This is a genomic window from Thermopetrobacter sp. TC1, assembly GCF_000746275.1.
In the GTDB taxonomy this organism is placed as follows: Bacteria; Pseudomonadota; Alphaproteobacteria; order Rhizobiales; family Aestuariivirgaceae; genus Thermopetrobacter.
Window position 1 is genome coordinate 97,859 of the sequence record NZ_KN050829.1, and the last position, 16,654, is coordinate 114,512.

Here is a 16,654-nt window from a genome sequence, read left to right on the forward strand (position 1 = left end):
TCAGGCAGCACGGCGCACGGCCAGCCTCGCCGGTTGCGGATGGTTTCAGGACAAAAAAATGGCTGGGGACCCAGGATTCGAACCTGGACTTACGGAGTCAGAGTCCGCTGTCCTACCGTTAGACGAGTCCCCAGCACGAAGCCGCTGGCCATGTTCCTTTCAGTGCCACCGGCTTTCTGGCAAGTAGCGAAGGCGAGGGGCGAAGTCAAGACCCGACGGAAGGCGAAATGGGCCAAAAACGCGCCCCTGAAAAACGAAAGGAACGGAGGACGATGCCGCCCTCCGTTCCGGTGAACCTGTGCTCTCCTGATTGCTCAGCGATTGCTGCGCAGGGTGTTGAGCATATCCTGCAGGGAGGCGCGCAGCTCCTGCTTGATCTGATCCTCGCTTGGCATGCTCTGGCCAGCCGCAGGATGCACACCACCCGGGGCAGGGCGGGCCATGCCGGCGGGATGCGCAGAAGTGCCTGCCATACCGGCGGCAGCGGAAGGCATGGCCTGCGCCTGTGCATTCAGGCGCGGATCGCCCGCATGCGGGGCTGCAAAACCGCCGCCGTGGCCAGCTCCATGCGCAGGGCCGGTGGCTGCGACACCGCCTGCCGTGGAGGCGGGGTGTGCCATGCCCGTGGATGCGGCTGCGGATGTTCCTGCAGTGACCGGGCCTGTGCCGCCGTTCATGGTTCCCGTCTGCGCTGCCGGCGCTGCCGAAGGAGCCATCTCCGGCGTGGGCACGGGCATGTCCATCGCCTGCTGACGCCAGCGCGCCACCACCGAATGCAGGAAATTCGGCTCGTTGATATCCTTCCGCCAGTGTTCGGAGAAGCTCGCCGTGGCCGAATGTGGCAGATGCTCCGGCGGCAGCCGGTCGAAACGGATACGGGTGGGCAGCGCCACACCTTCGCCGAAGGCCACCGCCTCGCCCACGCCCATGGTCGGCATGAAATCCATCAGGGATGCGGCGGAATCGGAAATGCCGGCGCGCAGGATCTCCTGGTCGCGCTCGTTGGTCAGGCGCAAGGAAAATACGGTGTTGCACTGCGAAAGAATGGTGGGATCCAGCTCCGCCGGCCGCTGCGTGATGATGCATAAGGAAACGCCATATTTGCGCCCCTCCTTGGCGATGCGGGAGATGGCCCGGCGCGTGGGCTCGAAACCGGCGCGCGGATCATTGGGCACATAGCGGTGCGCCTCCTCGCAGACGAAGGTGATGGGCACCTTGCCACCGGAATAAAGGCCGAAATCAAAGGCCAGCCGCGCCAGCACCGAAACCACCACGTTGATCACTTCGGACGGCAGTCCGCCCAGCTCAAGAACCGTGATCGGCCGCCCCGCCACCGGAATGCGGAAAAGCCGGCCCAGCACCTCGGCCATGGTGTCATGCACCGTCAGCGAGCCGAACATGAAGGCATAGCGCGGATCGCGCGTCAGCATGTCCAGCTTGGCCTTGATCCGCTTATAGGGCGCCAGGTTGCTCTTGTTCTCGAGCTTGCCGATGTGCTCGTCCAGCAGGCTCATCAGGTCCGAGGCGCGATAGGGCAGGGGGGCATCGACACCAATGTTCTGCGCATCCATCATTTCACGCGAACGATTGAGCCGCCCGTTGCTGCTGCGGCCGTTGCGATAGCGCGCCTTTGCCTGCGGAATGAGCTCGCGCAGAACTTCGGTATCCACCTCCTTCTGGGAATGCTCGCCGATGAGGATTTCGCAGATTTCCTCGAAATTCAGAAGCCAGAAGGGCAAATTGAGGCTTTCCGGCGAGATGATCTCGGCCATGTCGCGAAAGGCTGCGGCGTATTCCCGGTGCACGTCCAGAAGCAGAATGTGTGCATTCGGGTTCTTCTCCAGAATCCGGCGCAGGATCAGCGCCACCGAGCAGGACTTGCCCGTGCCCGTGGTGCCGAGAATGGCGAAATGCTTGCCCAGCATCTCGTCGATCTTCACCATCGCCGGAATGGAGGGATCCTGATGGATCACCCCCACCTTGATCGAGGCCTCGCCATCGCAGGCATAGGCCTTTTTCAGCTCTTCGCGCGTGGCGCGCGCCACCACGTCACCCAGGCCCGGATATTGCGAAACACCGCGGCGGAAGGCCTCCAATGACCCGTCCTTGCCGCGCACCAGCTCGCCGATGAACTCCACTTCCGCGATGCGCACGCTGTTGCCGCCATCGCTCTCATCGGGCATCGGCTGCGAAAGCCCGGAAACGAGCGCCAGCGCGATGGTGTGATCCAGCTCCACCTTCAGCAGCGTGCCGATTTCAGGCGATCTCTGCTGCTGGGCGGTCTCGGAGTCATCCTCAAGCATCACAACCGCCCGGCCGCCGCTGATGGCGACGATCCTGCCCACCCGCTCAAAGGCCGGATCGGCAAGGGAAGAGGGCATATCCACATTCATGTCCATGGCCAGCGCGCTCGTTTTCGTCACGGTCTACCCCCCAATTTCGCTCCAAATGCTCAAACAGCCCTGCTCATTCGCAAATGCGTTCTCTTATGCCGCCCGCTGTGCAGGCTTGCCCGCCGCCGGCGCCTGCCGCGGCAGATAAAGGCGCACGGTGGTGCCTTTGTCAGGCTTGCTTTCGATCTCCAGACGCCCGCCGTGCAGGCGCACGAGAGCCTCCGCCAGCGGCAGGCCCAGGCCCGTGCCTTCCGCATTGCGGCTGATGGCATTGTCCACCCGGCCGAAGGGACGCATGGCGATTTCCACTTCCTCTTCCGTCATGCCAATTCCGGTGTCGCTGATGCTCACCAGCACCATGTCGGCATCGTCTTGCGCGTTCACATGCACCCGCACGCGTCCGCCTTCCGGCGTGAACTTCACCGCATTGGAGAGAATGTTGATGAACACCTGCCGCAGCCTGAGCGGATCGGCCTGAATGACCGGCAGGGCTTCCTCCTTCCATTCAAGAGCGATGTTGCGCTCCTTCGCCCGCGGCGCCACCAGGCGTAAGGATGCCTCGATGATGTCATCCAGGGGCACCGGGCGCAGCTCCAGCGCCAGCTTGCCGGCCTGGATCTTGGACGTATCGAGAATGGTGTTGATCAGATGCAGGAGGTGCTGGGCGGCCTCATGAATGTAGCCGGCGTATTGCGCCCGCTGCGTATCATCCATCCTCGGCGCGTCCTTCAGCATCTCCGAAAAGCCGATGATGGCATTGAGCGGCGTGCGCAGCTCATGGCTCATGTTGGCGATGAACTCGGACTTGGCGCGCGAGGCCAGCTCCGCTTCCGCCCGCGCCGCTTTCAGCGCCAGCGCCGTCTTGCGCCGCATCATCGACGAGCCCAGATTTTCCACATAATTGGAGAGCAGCGCGCCGGGACGGCCATCGTCCTCAGGGCAGCGTCTGCGGCTGATGGAAAATCCGAAGGACATGGTTTTTGAAGCCCCGTTTGCGAAATGCGTCTGTTCGCCTGCCACTCGAACCCAATTCTGCCTTGCAGCCTAGCAGGCAGGCCATAAGGATGCGTTAACGCCTGCGCGCATTTTCGCGCCATTCTGGCAAGGGCTATTGCAAGGCCATGGAAGCCTTCGCCGCGCACGTTTGCTCTCGCTTCTGGCCCTGTGCCCCTTTGCCCTTTTGCATGGGCCGAAAGGCTGATAAGCTTGTCACCGACACACGGAACACCAGAACATGTCACTTCCCGTTTCGGGATTGCGCCATTGGCCAGGCAGCCGTCGGTTTCGGCACGGCGCCGGCAATTTCTGCCCGAAGGGAGGTGCGGGAGTTTGAGGATTGAACAGCAAGAAGGCTTCGGGCCGCATCAGGCGCGCCCGAAAGAAGGCGGCCGGCTCGCGCCATGCCGAGCGGCTGCTGAAGCTGCGTGATTCGGGGCGCCCGGTTTATGGCGCCCTTGATCTCGGCACCAACAATTGCCGGCTTCTGCTGGCCATGCCGGCGGAGAACGGCTTTGTCGTGGTCGATGCCTTCTCGCGCATCGTCCGGCTCGGCGAGGGCGTGTCCAGAACCGGCCGCCTCTCCGAGGAAGCCCAGGCGCGCACGCTGGATGCCCTGCGTGTCTGCGCCAACAAGCTGCGCTGGTGGAAGGTGCGGCGTGCCCGCCTCATCGCCACCCAGGCCTGTCGCGCCGCACAGAACGGCCCGGCCTTCATCGAGCGCGTAAGGCGGGAGCTGGGGCTCGATCTTGAGGTGGTGGATGCCGAAACCGAGGCGCGGCTGGCCGCTGCCGGCGCCTGTCCGCTGATCGCGGAAGAAGCGCGCAATGTCCTTGTTTTCGACATCGGCGGCGGCTCCACCGAGCTTCTCTGGCTCTCTGCCGCCGGCAAGACGCATGAGCGGCTGGAAGTGCGGGAATGGACCTCCATTCCCGTCGGCGTGGTGACACTTTCGGAGCGCTTCGGCGGTCGCGAGGTATCCAGGGAGACCTATGCCGAGATGCGCCGTTTCGTGCGCCGGGATCTTGAACATTTCGCCGCGCGGTTAAGAGAGCTCGGCCTGCCGGAGGTTCCCGATCATCTGCTGGGCACGTCCGGCACCGTGACCACCATTTCCGGCGTCTCCTTGGGCCTGCGTCGCTATGACCGCAACCGCGTGGACGGCTGCTGGCTGAGCCGCGCGCAGGTGCGCATGGTTTCGGAGAAGCTGCGCCGCATGTCGCTGGCCGAACGCGCCGCCAACGGCTGCATCGGGCCGGAGCGCGCCGATCTCGTCATTGCCGGCTGCGCCATTCTCGAGGAGATCTGCGCCATCTGGCCGGCGGAGCGCATTCGCGTGGCCGATCGTGGTCTGCGCGAGGGCATCCTGACCGAACTGATGATGGAGGATGGCACCTATGCCCGGGCCGAGACGACCTGAAGGCTTCCGCAGGAAACGCGGTGATTCCGGCCGTGGCGAGGCGCGCCGGCTGAAGGTCAGGGTCAAAAAGGCCCGCGGCCGCACCACCTCGCAGGTGCGCTGGCTGCAGCGGCAGCTGAACGATCCCTTTGTCGCCGAGGCCCGCCGCCGCGGTTATCGCTCCCGCGCCGCCTTCAAGCTGATCGGCATCGACGACAAGTTTCACATCCTCAAGCCCGGCGCCTGTGTTGTTGATCTCGGTGCCACGCCCGGCGGCTGGTCGCAGGTTGCGGCGGAGCGCACCCGCGCCGCTGAGGGCGAGGGGCGTGTCATCGCCGTGGACATCCATTCCGTGGAGCCCATCCCCGGCGTGACCGTGCTCAAGCAGGATTTTCTGGAAGAGGGGGCGGAAGAGGCCATTCGCGAAGCCTTGGGCGGACGCGCCGCCGATGTCGTGCTTTCCGACATGGCCGCCCACGCCACCGGTCACAGACAGACCGATCACCTCAAGGTCATGGCCCTGGCCGAGGCGGCGGCGGATTTTGCCGAGCGCGTGCTGGCGCCGGGCGGCGCCTTCGTCGCCAAGGTCCTGCGCGGCGGAACAGAAACCGGCCTGCTTGAGCGCTTGAAACGCAGCTTCCGCACCGTGCGCCATTTCAAGCCGGAGGCCTCGCGCCCGGATTCGGCCGAGCTCTATGTCATCGCCCTGGGCTTCCGCGGCGGAAAGGTTGGGGCGGAAGAAAAAGAATCGACCAGGGATCACACCAGGCAAAGCGAGGATAGAGCAGAATCCTGACAAATAAGGAGCGCATGCGGCAGCCCACCGCCTTGCCCGCGCCATCGATCTGTTACACTTTAGTAAGAAAAAGCCCTTCATACTGAAACGTGCAAGAGAAAGGACAATGCTCGAATCGGACAGGAAAATGCTGCTGAAGGCCATCAGACTGCTCGAGATGGGAGACTGGGAAGCGGCACACCGCATCGCCCAGCGCAACCCCGATTCTTATGGCAACTGGCTTCACGCCATTTTGCACAAGATCGAGGGCGACCGCTCCAACGCCGCCTACTGGTACAACCGCTGCGGCGCGCCGGAGCGCATCGCCATGCCCGTGGAGGAAGAGCTGCGTGAGCTGGAGCGGGCGCTTGAACAGGGCTGAAGTTTGACAGGCGAACGAAAACGTTCGCTTTTTTTGTCCCTTCTCCCGGCAATTGGAGATGATCTCTCAAGAAGGGCGAAGGGAGCACCGGCCGGCATTTGCGCCGGCTTTTTTCATGCCCGTTTCACAAATCCACACCGGGCGCTTTGTTCTTCAGCGGCAGCTGCGGCATGAGGGATCGCCCAGCGGATCGATGTAGCGCGCCGCATCGAAGCCGAGCAGGGCAAAGGTCTGTTTCATGTGATCGGGCAGCGGCGCGGTCACGTCCACGGTGCGGGCCGGATCGGACGGATGCGGAAAGCTTATGCGCCGCGCATGCAGATGCAGGGCCCTGGCCACGCCTTCGGGCAGCCCTTTCAGGCCGCCATACTTGCCGTCGCCGAAAATGGGATGGCCGATGAAGGCCATGTGTGCCCGCAGCTGATGCTGCCGGCCGGTCACCGGCTTCAGCGACACCCAGGCGGCCACCGGGCTTGCCCGGTCGATGACGGCATAATGGGTCGTGGCCGGGCGCGCCTCCGGTTCGTTCGGTTTTGCCGGACGCATCCGCTCACCCTCGCCGGGGCGCGTGCGCGCCTTGATGAGCGGCATGTCGATCTTTCCCTGCAGCGGATGCGGCACGCCCTTCACCACCGCCCAGTAGATCTTGCGCACCGCCCGGCTGGCAAACAGCCGCCCCAGATGTGCGGCGATGGCGCGCCGCTTGGCAATGACGAGAACGCCGGAAGTGTCCCTGTCCAGCCGATGCACCAGCCGCGGCCGTTCGCGAAAGCGCCCTTCCCGGGTCAGGGCGGCGAGAAGCCCGTCGATGTGCCGTAAAGTGCGGCTTCCGCCCTGCACGGCAAGGCCGGAAGGCTTGTTGATGATGAGGAGATCTTCGTCCTCGAACAGGATGCGGGATTCGAACATCTCCCGCTCCCGCGCCGAGAGCTTGAGCGCGGATGACGCATCGGCATCGGCCGCAGGCCCGTCGGCGATGGGCGGAATGCGCACTTCATCGCCGGCCTGCAGCCTGAGCGCCGGCTTCGCACGCCGGCTGTTCACCCGCACCTCGCCCTTGCGCAACAGGCGCTGAATGCGCGCAAACGGCAGGGTGGGAAAACGCGCCTTCAGCCAGCGATCCAGCCGCAAACCGGCATCCTCTTTTCTCACGCGCTCCTTGCGAACCTTTGCCACCGCCTTGAAACTCCAGGAGTTAAGTTTCTGAATTCAAAAATAAATCTTGCCCAGCTTCATGCCGGCGCCTCAAGCACGAAAGCCTGAAAAAAACAGTTTTCCGTGCAAGCCGGCAAGGACATGCCTCATCCATAAAGATGGCGCATCAGGGCCATGCCGGCAAAGATGGCAATGAGCGACAGCCCCACCGACCCCGCCGCATAGAGAACGGCCACAATGGCATGCTTGCGCTCATAAAGCGTGGCGAAATCAAGCGAAAAGGTGGAGAAAGTGGTGAAACCGCCGAGCACGCCCACGGCCAGAAAGGCGCGCGCCTCCTGTGTGGCCGACCATTTCAGGGCCATGTAGGTGATCAGCGCGCCCATGGCAAAGGAGCCCAGAACGTTGACAATCACCGTCCCCCAGGGAAAGGCGTGACCGAACAGGCGCGTGGCCAGAACGGTGACGAGATAGCGCCCCGTGGCCCCGATGGCGCCGCCGACGGCGACCGCACTGATCAGCGCAGGTGTCATGGCCTCATGTTCGTTTTTCCGTTTCTAATGCGTAAAAAACGCGAAAGCCGCCGCCTTGATACCCGCGCCGGCCGGAAAAAGGCAAGGGTACTCAAGATCTCATTGCAAGGGATTCATTCTCATGAAAAATCGATCACCTTTCTGTCATTGATGATGTCGATGATTTCTTGGGTGGCCTTGTCCACGTCCGAAACGTTGTCGCAGGGAATATGTCGGGTGAGGGGCATGCGCTTGTCGCGGTTTTCTGCATCTCTGTAGAATTTGCTGACCAACCCGGCAGAATAGATAAGGGTCGGCGTGCCGGACATGGCCGAAATGCGCACTGTTGCCGTTGCTGGCCCGATGACGAGATCGAGCTCTTTGACAAGAGCGCACAGCCCTTCGATGTCATTTACCTTGTCGATGTTCGGATTGATCATCTTGTCATGGGTGAAACGGGATCTGTATTGCAGATTCACGAATATGGCATCCCCCTGATTGAGGATGGTTCTGACGGCTTTTTCAGGAAGGGCGTACATGTCCCTTTCGCCCTTCCGGCTCAAGCTTCGCCAGAAAATACCTACTCGTTTCTTTCCTTTAGGAATTTCGGGGAGAGACACGGATCTTGCGGGTTTGAAGTATGTGACGTGCCTGTAATTGTCATCCGTCCTGTGATGAGCAAGCAGATCGAAGACACTATAGACATTTCTGTATTGCCCGAGCAAGGAAAGCGTTCGTCCATCCATGAACTTCGCCAGGTGGAAAGTGGGCAGGTTGCAGAAGTGATCTGTGAAGGTGAGAAGTTCTCGTAAACCGGCGGAAAAGGGGTTGATCCTCCGGACAGGATGAACGCGTATTCCTTCGAAGGTGCTTTCAATGATCGGCTTGAGCCTGTGATCGCAATAAATATTCAAGTTTCTTTTTTCGATCATGGAAAACAGAACGCATGCAGAAATCTCATCACCAATGCCTGGAAACATCAGAATGGCATCATTTTCATCAATGGGTTCACCCTGATATCTTTTTATTGTCAAATGATCTCTTGTTTTTGAATGGATGTTATCAATAAGTTGTTCGGAAGTGTAATCATAATAGCCTCTATAATCATTTTTATCGAGACTTAGTAATCTTTTCCAGGGCAAATATTTTGATAATTCTTTCTCCAGCTTTTTGCTCAGTATATATCCTTCTTCGGTTAAATTATTATAAAACAAATAATAAGCAAACAAATTCATATCCTTGGCATTTTCAAGAATGAATTTGTCCAGATTTTTTCTATTATTAGGGAGCTGGACCGTTTTGATTTTATCCGGAGCCTTTCCAATAAATTTTTTGAAAGCATAATTTTTCAGTGCAAACCACACCCAGCGAATTTTCTGCAATAAACGGCATTGTCTGTAAGTGGCTATCATCATGCCAGGTAGACGATCCGCTTTCTCCTTCGTTCCGGCAAGTATCCGACCGCCGCATGCATCTCACACATGGCCTCTTTCGTAAAGCGTCAGAACGTGTTCGATATGGGAAAGCAGGTGTTCGGTGGCGCGCCGGCCTTCGGCGATGGCGGTTTCCGCCCGGTCAAAGTCGAGCAGCTCGAAATCGGCCAGACGCGGCGAAATCAGCACATGCGGCGGCTCACCAGCCAGGCGCGCACGCGTGATCTGATCCTGCATGATGTTGATGGCGGAAGCGAGCACATCGAAATAGCCGGGGCGCAGCGCCTGTGATTGCGCCTCCTTTTCCGTCTCTGGGTCGCCGAACAGCTCGCGCATGAGTGCTTGCATCGATTCCGGCAGATGCTCCGTCATCAGGGCGAGGGGATCCACCTCCCGCCTACGACGGACGGGAAAGCGCGCAGAGCCCACAAGATCGCCGTTGAGGTTGACCGCGATGATGACATCCGCCCCCATGGCGCGGCAGGCCGAAACCGGCACCGGATTGACCAGGCCACCGTCCAGCAGCCATTCCCGCCCGTGATGCCAGGGCGAGAAGATGCCGGGAATGGCAATGGAGGCGCGCACCGCATCCGTCAGTTCCCCTTCACGCAGCCAGATTTCCCGGCCCGTGACCAGATCCGTGGCCACGGCAAGAAAGGGCAGGGGCAGGCTCTCGATCGCGCCGTGAATGCCTAAGGTTTCAAGCAGGCGCACGATCTCCTCGCCCCGGATCAGCCCGCCTTCCGACAAATGCACATCAAGCAGGCGCACAATCCCGCGCCAGGTCAGCTTTCGCGCCCATTCGTGCAAGGCGGCGAGCCGTCCTGCCGCATGCGCCGCGCCAATGAGCGCCCCCATGGAGCTGCCGGCGATCATGTCGATGGGAATGTCCGCCTCAATGAGGGTTTCGATAACGCCAATATGCGCCCAGCCGCGCGCCGCGCCGGAGCCCAGCGCCAGCCCCACCTTCAGCTCTCTTGCCTTTTTGCGTGGTTCTGTCATGGTTTTTACACGGTCGATCCTCTCCCAGCCGGGGGCGGGTCACCCACCATAACAGAAAATCCGGGAGAAAACGCACAGGAACGAGGCAGACATGACCAAAACACCAAGGACTGATTCTGCGCATCTCACCCGCCGCCGTCTCCTTCTGGGCGGTGCTGCGGTATCCGCCATGGCCCTTTCCGCATTCGGCGGCCGTCTGCGCCGCGCACAGGCCGCCACCGATGACAAGGCCGCTTGCGGCACGTATGTCATCACCGAAGACGGCCTGCACATGCAGCCGTGGTTCATCCAGGATTCCTTCCTTGATCTCAACGAGGAGCTGAAGACGGCGAAGAAGCAGGGCAAGTGGTTCGTTGTCGTCGTGGAGCAGAAGGGCTGTCCCTATTGCGCCAAGATGCACGAGAAAATCCTCGTGCGGCCCGAGGTGTGCGACTATCTGAGAAAGCACTTCGCCATCCTGCAGATCAACTTGAAGGGCCTGCGCGAAGTGACCGATTTCGATGGCGAAACGTTGAGCGAGCGCGACTGGTGCCGCAAATACATGGCCTTCACCACGCCCTATATCCTCTTCTTTGACATGGAGGACCCGGAGAACCTGGGCAAGCGCACGCCGCAGATGCGCATCGTTCATCGCCTGCCGGGCCTGATTGCCGCAACGCCTGCGGATTTCCTGAAGGCCTTCAAGTATGTCACCAGCGGCGCTTACAAGAAGGTGCCCTTCCTGCAATACATGCGAAAGAAGAGCTAGGAGCGTGAAAAAAGCCAGACACTAAGCCTTTCAGCGGAAGGCGAGGACGGCGAGCACGATGGAGGCCACGGCGGAGAGAAAGACCCCGGCCGTGAACAGGCGCGCGCGCATGATCCACACAGCCCCGCCGCCCTTTGCCGCGCGGCTGGCGCTGTAGCGCGCGCCGATGTGCGATAGCGTCAGCAACAGCACGAAAAGCATCTTGACATGAAAGGCCACCGGAAAGGCATCCATGCCGGCGCCGCCGCCCATGCCCGCCGCCAGAAATAAGCCGCTCAACCAGATCAGGGCGATCACGCCATCGCCAATGCGGCCCATCACCATGCGCAGGCCCGCCAGCAACCGCGCCTGTTCCGCCGGCAGCCGGGCGGCAAGAGCGAAATTGACCAGATTGGAAAAGCTCATGCCCGTGCCCATGGCCAGAACCACGAGATGCAGCGCCAGCATCCAGTTCATCGCGTCATGACCTCCCAAGAAACCCAAGTCCCCCACCTTCCCGGTCTCTTTGCAAGCAAATGCGCCCGCGCAAGGTGAGGGATGCCTGGCCCCGCCGTCAAGAGCGCTGCCCGCAGCCGCCTTCCGTTTTCTCGAATCGCTCAAGGGCCAGAACATTGGGCCAATGTCGAAACGGGCGCGCTCTTGAACAGGATGGGCGCGAACGGGCAGAATGCCGGCGCCAGGCGCGGGGTTTGTGCGGTGTGTAAAACAGCACGAGCAGTACCGCGCCTTGCGGGAGTGGGAGAGGAAGGAGTGTGCCATGTCCGCATCCGCGCCGCGTTTCACGCCACTGATCGCCAGCCTGCCCGCCAGCGTGCCCTTCACCGGGCCTGAGGCGCTGGAACGCGCCATGGGAAAGCCCTTCGCCGCCCGCATCGGCGCCAATGAGAATGTCTTCAGCCCATCGCCCAAAGCCCGTGCCGCCATGGCCGCCGCGCTTGATGACGTCTGGGCCTACGGCGATCCGGAAAATCACGATCTCAAGCGGGCTTTGGCCGAGCGGCACGGCGTGCGGCCGGAAAACATCGTGATCGGCGAGGGCATTGACGGCCTGCTCGGCCTGCTCGTGCGCCTGCTCGTAACGCCCGGCACGCCCGTTGTCGTCTCAAAAGGCGGCTATCCCACCTTCAACTATCATGTCGCCGGTCATGGCGGCCGTTTTGTCGCCGTGCCCTACACGGAAGACGACCGCGAGAATCTCGCCGGTCTGGCCCGTGCTGCCCGCGAAAGCGGCGCGCCGCTTGTTTATGTGGCCAATCCCGACAATCCCATGGGCACCTGGCATGAGGCGCAAGCCCTCACCGAAATGATCGCGCAATTGCCGGAGGATGCCGTGCTTTGTCTTGATGAGGCCTACATCGAGTTTGCGCCTAAGGGCACCGCCCCGCCCATCGATGTCTCCGATCCCCGCATCATCCGCATGCGCACCTTTTCCAAGGCCTATGGCCTCGCCGGCATGCGCATCGCCTATGCAATTGGGCATGAGCATCTCATTTCCGCCTTTGACAAGATCCGCAATCACTTCGGCGTCAACCGCCTCGCCCAGGCCGCCGCGCTGGCCGCGCTTGAGGATGAGGACTGGCTCAACGACATGCTGCGCCGCGTGCGCGCCTCGCTTGAGCGGCTGGCCGATATTGCCCGCGCCCATGGCCTTAAGCCTCTTCCCACCGCCACCAACTTTCTCGCCATCGATACCGGGCGCGATGCCGCCTTTGCCCGCGCGCTGGTGGAGGAAATGGGCCGCCGCGGCATCTTCATCCGCATGGCCTTCGGCCCGCCGCAGAACCGCTGCATCCGCGTCTCCGCCGGCACGGATGACCATCTTGATCTGTTCGAGCGCCACCTGCCGGACGCCCTCGCCGCAGCCGCGGCGCGCTAGGGACGCAGCGAAACCGGCTTTACCCACCGCATAAGAGGGCTATTCGGCCCCTCGCTGTGCGCATGGTGAAACTGACGTGGCTGCCGACACCATGTCGCTCTTGTTCGTTTAAGCGTTTTGCTCTACCGAGGACGCACCGGATGTGAAACGCTCGTGTGCACAAGAGAGACCCCTGCAATGAACGATTTCGTGCGAGAGGGATATTTTTCCGCCTCCCTGGCCGAGGCCGATCCTGAAGTCATGGCCGCCATCAACAAGGAGCTGGCCCGCCAGCAAAACGAGATTGAGCTCATCGCCTCGGAAAACATCGTTTCCCGCGCCGTCATGCAGGCGCAGGGCAGCGTGCTCACCAACAAGTATGCCGAGGGCTATCCCGGCCGGCGTTATTATGGCGGCTGCCAGTTCGTGGATATCGCCGAGGAGCTGGCCATCGAACGCGCCAGGAAACTCTTCAACGCTGAATTCGCCAATGTGCAGCCCAACTCCGGCTCCCAGGCCAATCAGGGCGTCTTTCTCGCCCTTTTGCAGCCGGGCGATACCATCATGGGCCTGTCCCTGGCCTCGGGCGGCCATCTCACCCACGGCTCGCCCGTCAACCTCTCCGGCAAGTGGTTCAACGTCATCGCCTACGGGCTTGAGGAAGGCACGGACCGCATCGATTACGACGAGGTGGCGCGCCTGGCCGAACAACACAAGCCGAAGCTGATCATCGCCGGCGGCTCCGCCTATCCGCGCATCATCGACTTCGCCCGTTTCCGCGAGATCGCCGATTCCGTCGGCGCCTGGCTGATGGTGGACATGGCCCATTTCGCCGGGCTCGTCGCGGGTGGCGTGCATCCCAATCCCCTGGACTGGGCCCATGTCGTCACCACCACCACCCACAAGACCCTGCGCGGCCCCCGCGGCGGCATGATCCTCACCAACGACCCCGATCTTGCCAAGAAGATCAATTCCGCCATTTTCCCCGGCCTGCAGGGCGGCCCGCTCATGCATGTCATCGCCGCCAAGGCTGTGGCCTTTGGCGAGGCCCTGCGCCCGGAGTTCAAGGCCTACGCCAGGGCGGTGGTGGACAATGCCCGCACCCTGGCCGAAACCCTGCAGGAGGGCGGGCTGGCCATTGTCTCCGGCGGCACGGACACCCATGTCGTGCTTGTGGACCTCAGGCCGCTCAATCTCACCGGCAAGGCAGCCGAGGCCGCGCTGGGCCGCGCCAACATCACCTGCAACAAGAACGCCGTGCCCAACGATCCGCAAAAGCCCTTCGTGACGTCCGGCATTCGCCTGGGCTCGCCTGCCGCCACCACCCGCGGCTTCGGCACTGAGGAGTTCCGTTTGACCGGCGAGCTCATCCTTGAGGTGCTCAAAGGTCTGGCCGAGAACGGCGAGGAGGGCAATGCTGCAGTGGAGGCTGCGGTGAAGGAGAAGGTGCTGGCCTTAACCGCGCGCTTTCCCATCTATGAGGCGGGCGTGTGCTGAATGGCTCATTCGCCCGCTCTTGAGCGCCTGAACGGGCGCAAGGTGCAGGCGGGCGGGGAAAGCGTGACAAGAGGGGCGACAGAAAGAGGGCCGGCCCGGCAGGGAAGGGAATCATGCGCTGTCCGTTCTGCAGCTCCGAGAACACCCAGGTGAAGGATTCGCGCCCGGCCGAGGATGGCACGGCCATTCGCCGCCGGCGCCAGTGTGCCGACTGTGGCGGGCGCTTCACCACCTATGAACGGGTGCAGCTGCGCGAACTCACCGTGATCAAGCGCTCCGGCCGCCGCGTGCCTTTCGATCGCGAAAAGCTCGCCCGCTCCGTCTGGATCGCCCTGCGCAAGCGCGATATCGATCCGGAGCGGGTGGAGCGCATGATCTCCGGCATCGTGCGCCAGCTGGAAAGCCGCGGCGATCCGGAGGTGCCGTCCGAGGTCATCGGCGAGCTGGTCATGGAGGGGCTGCGCGCGCTCGATGACGTCGCCTTTGTTCGCTATGCCTCCGTCTACCGCAATTTCCGCGAGGCCTCCGATTTCTGCGAATTCCTCGCCACCCTGGACAGTCAGGCGAAGCCTGCGCCGGATGATCAGGCGGCGGACTCGCAACACGCCACCGGAAGCGACGGGGAGGAGGCATGAGCGAAAGCCGCCCGCAGAAGAATAATGACGAAGCAGCCGCCTGCGCCATGACTGCGCACGCGCATGCGGATGCCAGCCATATGGCCCATGCCGTGCGCCTTTCCCGCCGCGCCCTGGGCAACACGGCGGAAAACCCGCCGGTGGGCTGCGTCATCGTCAAGGCGGGCCGGGTGGTGGGCGTGGGCCACACCGCGCCGGGCGGCCGCCCGCATGCGGAAACCCGGGCGCTTGCCATGGCGGGTGAGGCGGCAAGAGGCGCCGATGTGTACGTCACGCTGGAGCCCTGCGCCCATCATGGCCGCACGCCCCCTTGCGCCGATGCGCTCATTCAGGCCGGCGTGCGTCGCGTTGTCATGGCGGTGGAGGATCCCGATCCGCGCGTAAACGGGCGCGGCCGCGACCGACTGGCCGCTGCCGGCATCATCGTGGAAACCGGCCTGATGCGCAAAGACGCCGAGGAGGTGCTCGCAGGCTACCTCATGCGCAAGCGTGCGGGCCGCCCGCTGGTGCTGCTCAAGCTCGCCGTGTCCGCCGATGGCAGGATCGCCGCCCGCCCCGGCGAGGCCACGCCGATCACCGCTGAACGCGCCCGTGCCCGCGCCCATCTTCTGCGCGCGCGCAGCGATGCCATTCTCGTGGGCGTTCAGACGGTTATCGTCGATGATCCGCAGCTCACCTGCCGCCTGCCCGGGCTTGAGGAGCGCTCGCCCTTGCGCATCGTCCTCGATTCCCGTTTGCGCATCCCGCAGACCGCGCGCCTTCTGAAAAAGGATGCACCCGCGCCCACCTGGATCATCACCACGCCCGCCGCCCGCGAACAGGCCTATGCCTTGCAGAAACGCCTGCCGCATGTGCGCATCCTGCCGCTGCCTGCCGACAAGGAGGGGCGGGTGGACATCCCCGCGCTGCTTGCCCGCCTGGGCGAAGAGGGCATCAACACCCTGATGGTGGAAGGCGGCGCGAAGGTGGCCCGCGCCTTTGTCGAGGCGGGGATGGTGGATCGCGTCGCGCTGTTTACCGCATCGGAGAAAACGCTGGGGCCGGAAGGGGTTGAGGCCCTGGCCGGCCTGCCGCTTTCGCGTCTTGTCGAAAGCCCGTTCGCGCTCAAGGAGGAAATCCCCCTTGGCCCGGATGTTTTGCGCGTCTATGAGAAGGACGGCATGCTCCCCGCGGCCTGATGGGGGCGCAAACCTGCGGGCCCGGCGAGAAAACCGGCAACGGAGTTGAGGGATGTTCACCGGCATCATCACCGACATCGGCGAGGTGATTGCGCGCGAGGATACGGGCACGGAGGCCCGCTTTCGCATCCGCTCGCATCAGGATCCGCAGACGGTGGCCATCGGCGCCTCCATCGCCCATGATGGCGTCTGCCTCACCGTGGTGGACAAGGGCCTGTTTGAAGAAGGCGGCATGTGGCATGACGTCGTGGCCTCCGCCGAGACCCTAAGCCGCACCACCATGGGCCACTGGCGCCAGGGCCGCCGCGTCAATCTGGAGCGGGCCTTGAAGGTGGGGGATGAGCTGGGCGGACACATCGTCTCCGGCCATGTCGATGGCATCGGCCATGTCGTCTCCATCGAGCCGGTGGATGATTCCCGCGTTTTTACCTTCGAGGTGCCTCAGGATCTTGCCCGCTTCATCGCGCCGAAAGGTTCCGTTGCGCTCAACGGCACCTCATTGACGGTCAATGCGGTCAACGGCTGTCGTTTCACCGTGAACCTCATTCCACACACCCTGACAGTCACCACCTGGGGCGAGGCAAAAGTGGGCGATGCCGTCAACGTGGAAATCGACATGCTGGCGCGCTACATGGCACGTCTGGTGGAATTCTCGGGATGCTGAGCCTTGAAAGGCGGAGGATGCGGCCGGGCC

General features: G+C 62.6%; 16 protein-coding genes and 1 tRNA gene. 9 read left to right on the forward strand and 8 right to left on the reverse strand.

What is annotated here, in order from left to right; all coding sequences use genetic code 11:
- Positions 1–59: 59 nt before the first annotated feature.
- The 3 genes from EK16_RS08850 to EK16_RS08860 all read right to left on the reverse strand — a co-directional run bounded on the left by EK16_RS08850 (position 60) and on the right by EK16_RS08860 (position 3,368).
- Positions 60–133 (reverse strand) — tRNA-Gln (locus tag EK16_RS08850).
- A gap of 181 nt (positions 134–314) precedes the next feature.
- Positions 315–2,423 carry an ATP-binding protein gene (locus EK16_RS08855; RefSeq protein WP_051929159.1) on the reverse strand — a complete coding sequence of 703 codons (2,109 nt, stop codon included), beginning with the start codon at positions 2,421–2,423 and terminating at the stop codon, positions 315–317.
- Positions 2,424–2,486: 63 nt separating this feature from the next.
- On the reverse strand, positions 2,487–3,368 hold the full coding sequence (locus EK16_RS08860) for a sensor histidine kinase (protein ID WP_051929160.1): 882 nt from the start codon (positions 3,366–3,368) through the stop codon (positions 2,487–2,489).
- Positions 3,369–3,729: 361 nt separating this feature from the next.
- Here EK16_RS08860 and EK16_RS08865 point away from each other — a divergent pair, with 361 nt between their 5' ends.
- The 3 genes from EK16_RS08865 (at position 3,730) to EK16_RS08875 (ending at position 5,945) form a co-directional block, all read left to right on the forward strand.
- Positions 3,730–4,809 (forward strand): Ppx/GppA phosphatase family protein, encoded by a 1,080-nt coding sequence (locus EK16_RS08865; RefSeq protein WP_051929161.1) that lies wholly within the window; start codon positions 3,730–3,732, stop codon positions 4,807–4,809.
- Complete coding sequence (locus EK16_RS08870) at positions 4,787–5,584, forward strand: RlmE family RNA methyltransferase (protein WP_051929162.1); 798 nt, start codon at positions 4,787–4,789, stop codon at positions 5,582–5,584. Before EK16_RS08865 ends, EK16_RS08870 begins: the two co-directional genes overlap by 23 nt.
- 106 nt (positions 5,585–5,690) lie before the next feature.
- Positions 5,691–5,945 carry a hypothetical protein gene (locus EK16_RS08875; RefSeq protein ID WP_038036445.1) on the forward strand — a complete coding sequence of 85 codons (255 nt, stop codon included), beginning with the start codon at positions 5,691–5,693 and terminating at the stop codon, positions 5,943–5,945.
- Between the two features lie 153 nt (positions 5,946–6,098).
- On the opposite strand, the gene EK16_RS08880 is transcribed toward EK16_RS08875, so the two are convergent.
- The 4 genes from EK16_RS08880 to EK16_RS08900 form a co-directional block, all read right to left on the reverse strand.
- The gene (locus EK16_RS08880) at positions 6,099–7,121 is read right to left on the reverse strand and encodes an RluA family pseudouridine synthase (RefSeq protein ID WP_038036446.1); all 1,023 of its coding nucleotides are present in this window, start codon (positions 7,119–7,121) and stop codon (positions 6,099–6,101) included.
- A gap of 125 nt (positions 7,122–7,246) precedes the next feature.
- Entirely contained in the window at positions 7,247–7,633 is a 387-nt protein-coding gene (gene crcB, locus EK16_RS08885) for a fluoride efflux transporter CrcB (RefSeq protein WP_038036447.1), read from the reverse strand.
- A 119-nt stretch (positions 7,634–7,752) separates the two neighbouring features.
- Positions 7,753–9,027, reverse strand: a complete 1,275-nt coding sequence (locus EK16_RS12295) for a hypothetical protein (protein ID WP_156098548.1) — start codon at positions 9,025–9,027, stop codon at positions 7,753–7,755.
- Positions 9,028–9,087: 60 nt separating this feature from the next.
- The gene (locus EK16_RS08900) at positions 9,088–10,047 is read right to left on the reverse strand and encodes a patatin-like phospholipase family protein (RefSeq protein ID WP_038036450.1); all 960 of its coding nucleotides are present in this window, start codon (positions 10,045–10,047) and stop codon (positions 9,088–9,090) included.
- 91 nt (positions 10,048–10,138) lie between these two features.
- Here EK16_RS08900 and EK16_RS08905 point away from each other — a divergent pair, with 91 nt between their 5' ends.
- Positions 10,139–10,795 carry a thioredoxin family protein gene (locus tag EK16_RS08905; RefSeq protein WP_081910436.1) on the forward strand — a complete coding sequence of 219 codons (657 nt, stop codon included), beginning with the start codon at positions 10,139–10,141 and terminating at the stop codon, positions 10,793–10,795.
- A gap of 30 nt (positions 10,796–10,825) precedes the next feature.
- Here the strand turns inward: EK16_RS08905 and EK16_RS08910 are convergent, their stop codons facing one another.
- Positions 10,826–11,269 (reverse strand): hypothetical protein, encoded by a 444-nt coding sequence (locus EK16_RS08910; RefSeq protein WP_197059665.1) that lies wholly within the window; start codon positions 11,267–11,269, stop codon positions 10,826–10,828.
- A gap of 283 nt (positions 11,270–11,552) precedes the next feature.
- Between EK16_RS08910 and EK16_RS08915 the strand changes: the two genes are divergently transcribed.
- From EK16_RS08915 to EK16_RS08935, 5 genes are all read left to right on the forward strand, one after another.
- Entirely contained in the window at positions 11,553–12,671 is a 1,119-nt protein-coding gene (locus tag EK16_RS08915; protein ID WP_038036454.1) for a pyridoxal phosphate-dependent aminotransferase, read from the forward strand.
- Positions 12,672–12,848: 177 nt separating this feature from the next.
- A complete protein-coding gene (glyA, locus tag EK16_RS08920) occupies positions 12,849–14,147 on the forward strand; it encodes a serine hydroxymethyltransferase (RefSeq protein WP_038036456.1) in 1,299 nt (432 codons plus the stop codon).
- Between the two features lie 113 nt (positions 14,148–14,260).
- On the forward strand, positions 14,261–14,782 hold the full coding sequence (gene nrdR, locus EK16_RS08925; RefSeq protein WP_038036458.1) for a transcriptional regulator NrdR: 522 nt from the start codon (positions 14,261–14,263) through the stop codon (positions 14,780–14,782).
- A complete protein-coding gene (ribD, locus tag EK16_RS08930) occupies positions 14,779–15,960 on the forward strand; it encodes a bifunctional diaminohydroxyphosphoribosylaminopyrimidine deaminase/5-amino-6-(5-phosphoribosylamino)uracil reductase RibD (protein WP_038036460.1) in 1,182 nt (393 codons plus the stop codon). Before nrdR ends, ribD begins: the two co-directional genes overlap by 4 nt.
- Before the next feature lie 52 nt (positions 15,961–16,012).
- Positions 16,013–16,624 (forward strand): riboflavin synthase, encoded by a 612-nt coding sequence (locus EK16_RS08935; RefSeq protein WP_038036461.1) that lies wholly within the window; start codon positions 16,013–16,015, stop codon positions 16,622–16,624.
- Positions 16,625–16,654 lie beyond the last annotated feature (30 nt).

Coding starts and splice junctions, on each gene's coding strand:
- EK16_RS08935 (WP_038036461.1), top strand. CDS start 16,013: ATGTTCACCGGCATCATCACCGACATCGGCGAGGTGATTGCGCGCGAG.
- EK16_RS08905 (WP_081910436.1), top strand. CDS start 10,139: ATGACCAAAACACCAAGGACTGATTCTGCGCATCTCACCCGCCGCCGT.
- ribD (WP_038036460.1), top strand. CDS start 14,779: ATGAGCGAAAGCCGCCCGCAGAAGAATAATGACGAAGCAGCCGCCTGC.
- EK16_RS08900 (WP_038036450.1), bottom strand. CDS start 10,047: ATGACAGAACCACGCAAAAAGGCAAGAGAGCTGAAGGTGGGGCTGGCG.
- glyA (WP_038036456.1), top strand. CDS start 12,849: ATGAACGATTTCGTGCGAGAGGGATATTTTTCCGCCTCCCTGGCCGAG.
- EK16_RS08915 (WP_038036454.1), top strand. CDS start 11,553: ATGTCCGCATCCGCGCCGCGTTTCACGCCACTGATCGCCAGCCTGCCC.
- nrdR (WP_038036458.1), top strand. CDS start 14,261: ATGCGCTGTCCGTTCTGCAGCTCCGAGAACACCCAGGTGAAGGATTCG.
- EK16_RS08870 (WP_051929162.1), top strand. CDS start 4,787: ATGCCCGGGCCGAGACGACCTGAAGGCTTCCGCAGGAAACGCGGTGAT.
- EK16_RS08875 (WP_038036445.1), top strand. CDS start 5,691: ATGCTCGAATCGGACAGGAAAATGCTGCTGAAGGCCATCAGACTGCTC.
- crcB (WP_038036447.1), bottom strand. CDS start 7,633: ATGACACCTGCGCTGATCAGTGCGGTCGCCGTCGGCGGCGCCATCGGG.
- EK16_RS12295 (WP_156098548.1), bottom strand. CDS start 9,027: ATGATGATAGCCACTTACAGACAATGCCGTTTATTGCAGAAAATTCGC.
- EK16_RS08860 (WP_051929160.1), bottom strand. CDS start 3,368: ATGTCCTTCGGATTTTCCATCAGCCGCAGACGCTGCCCTGAGGACGAT.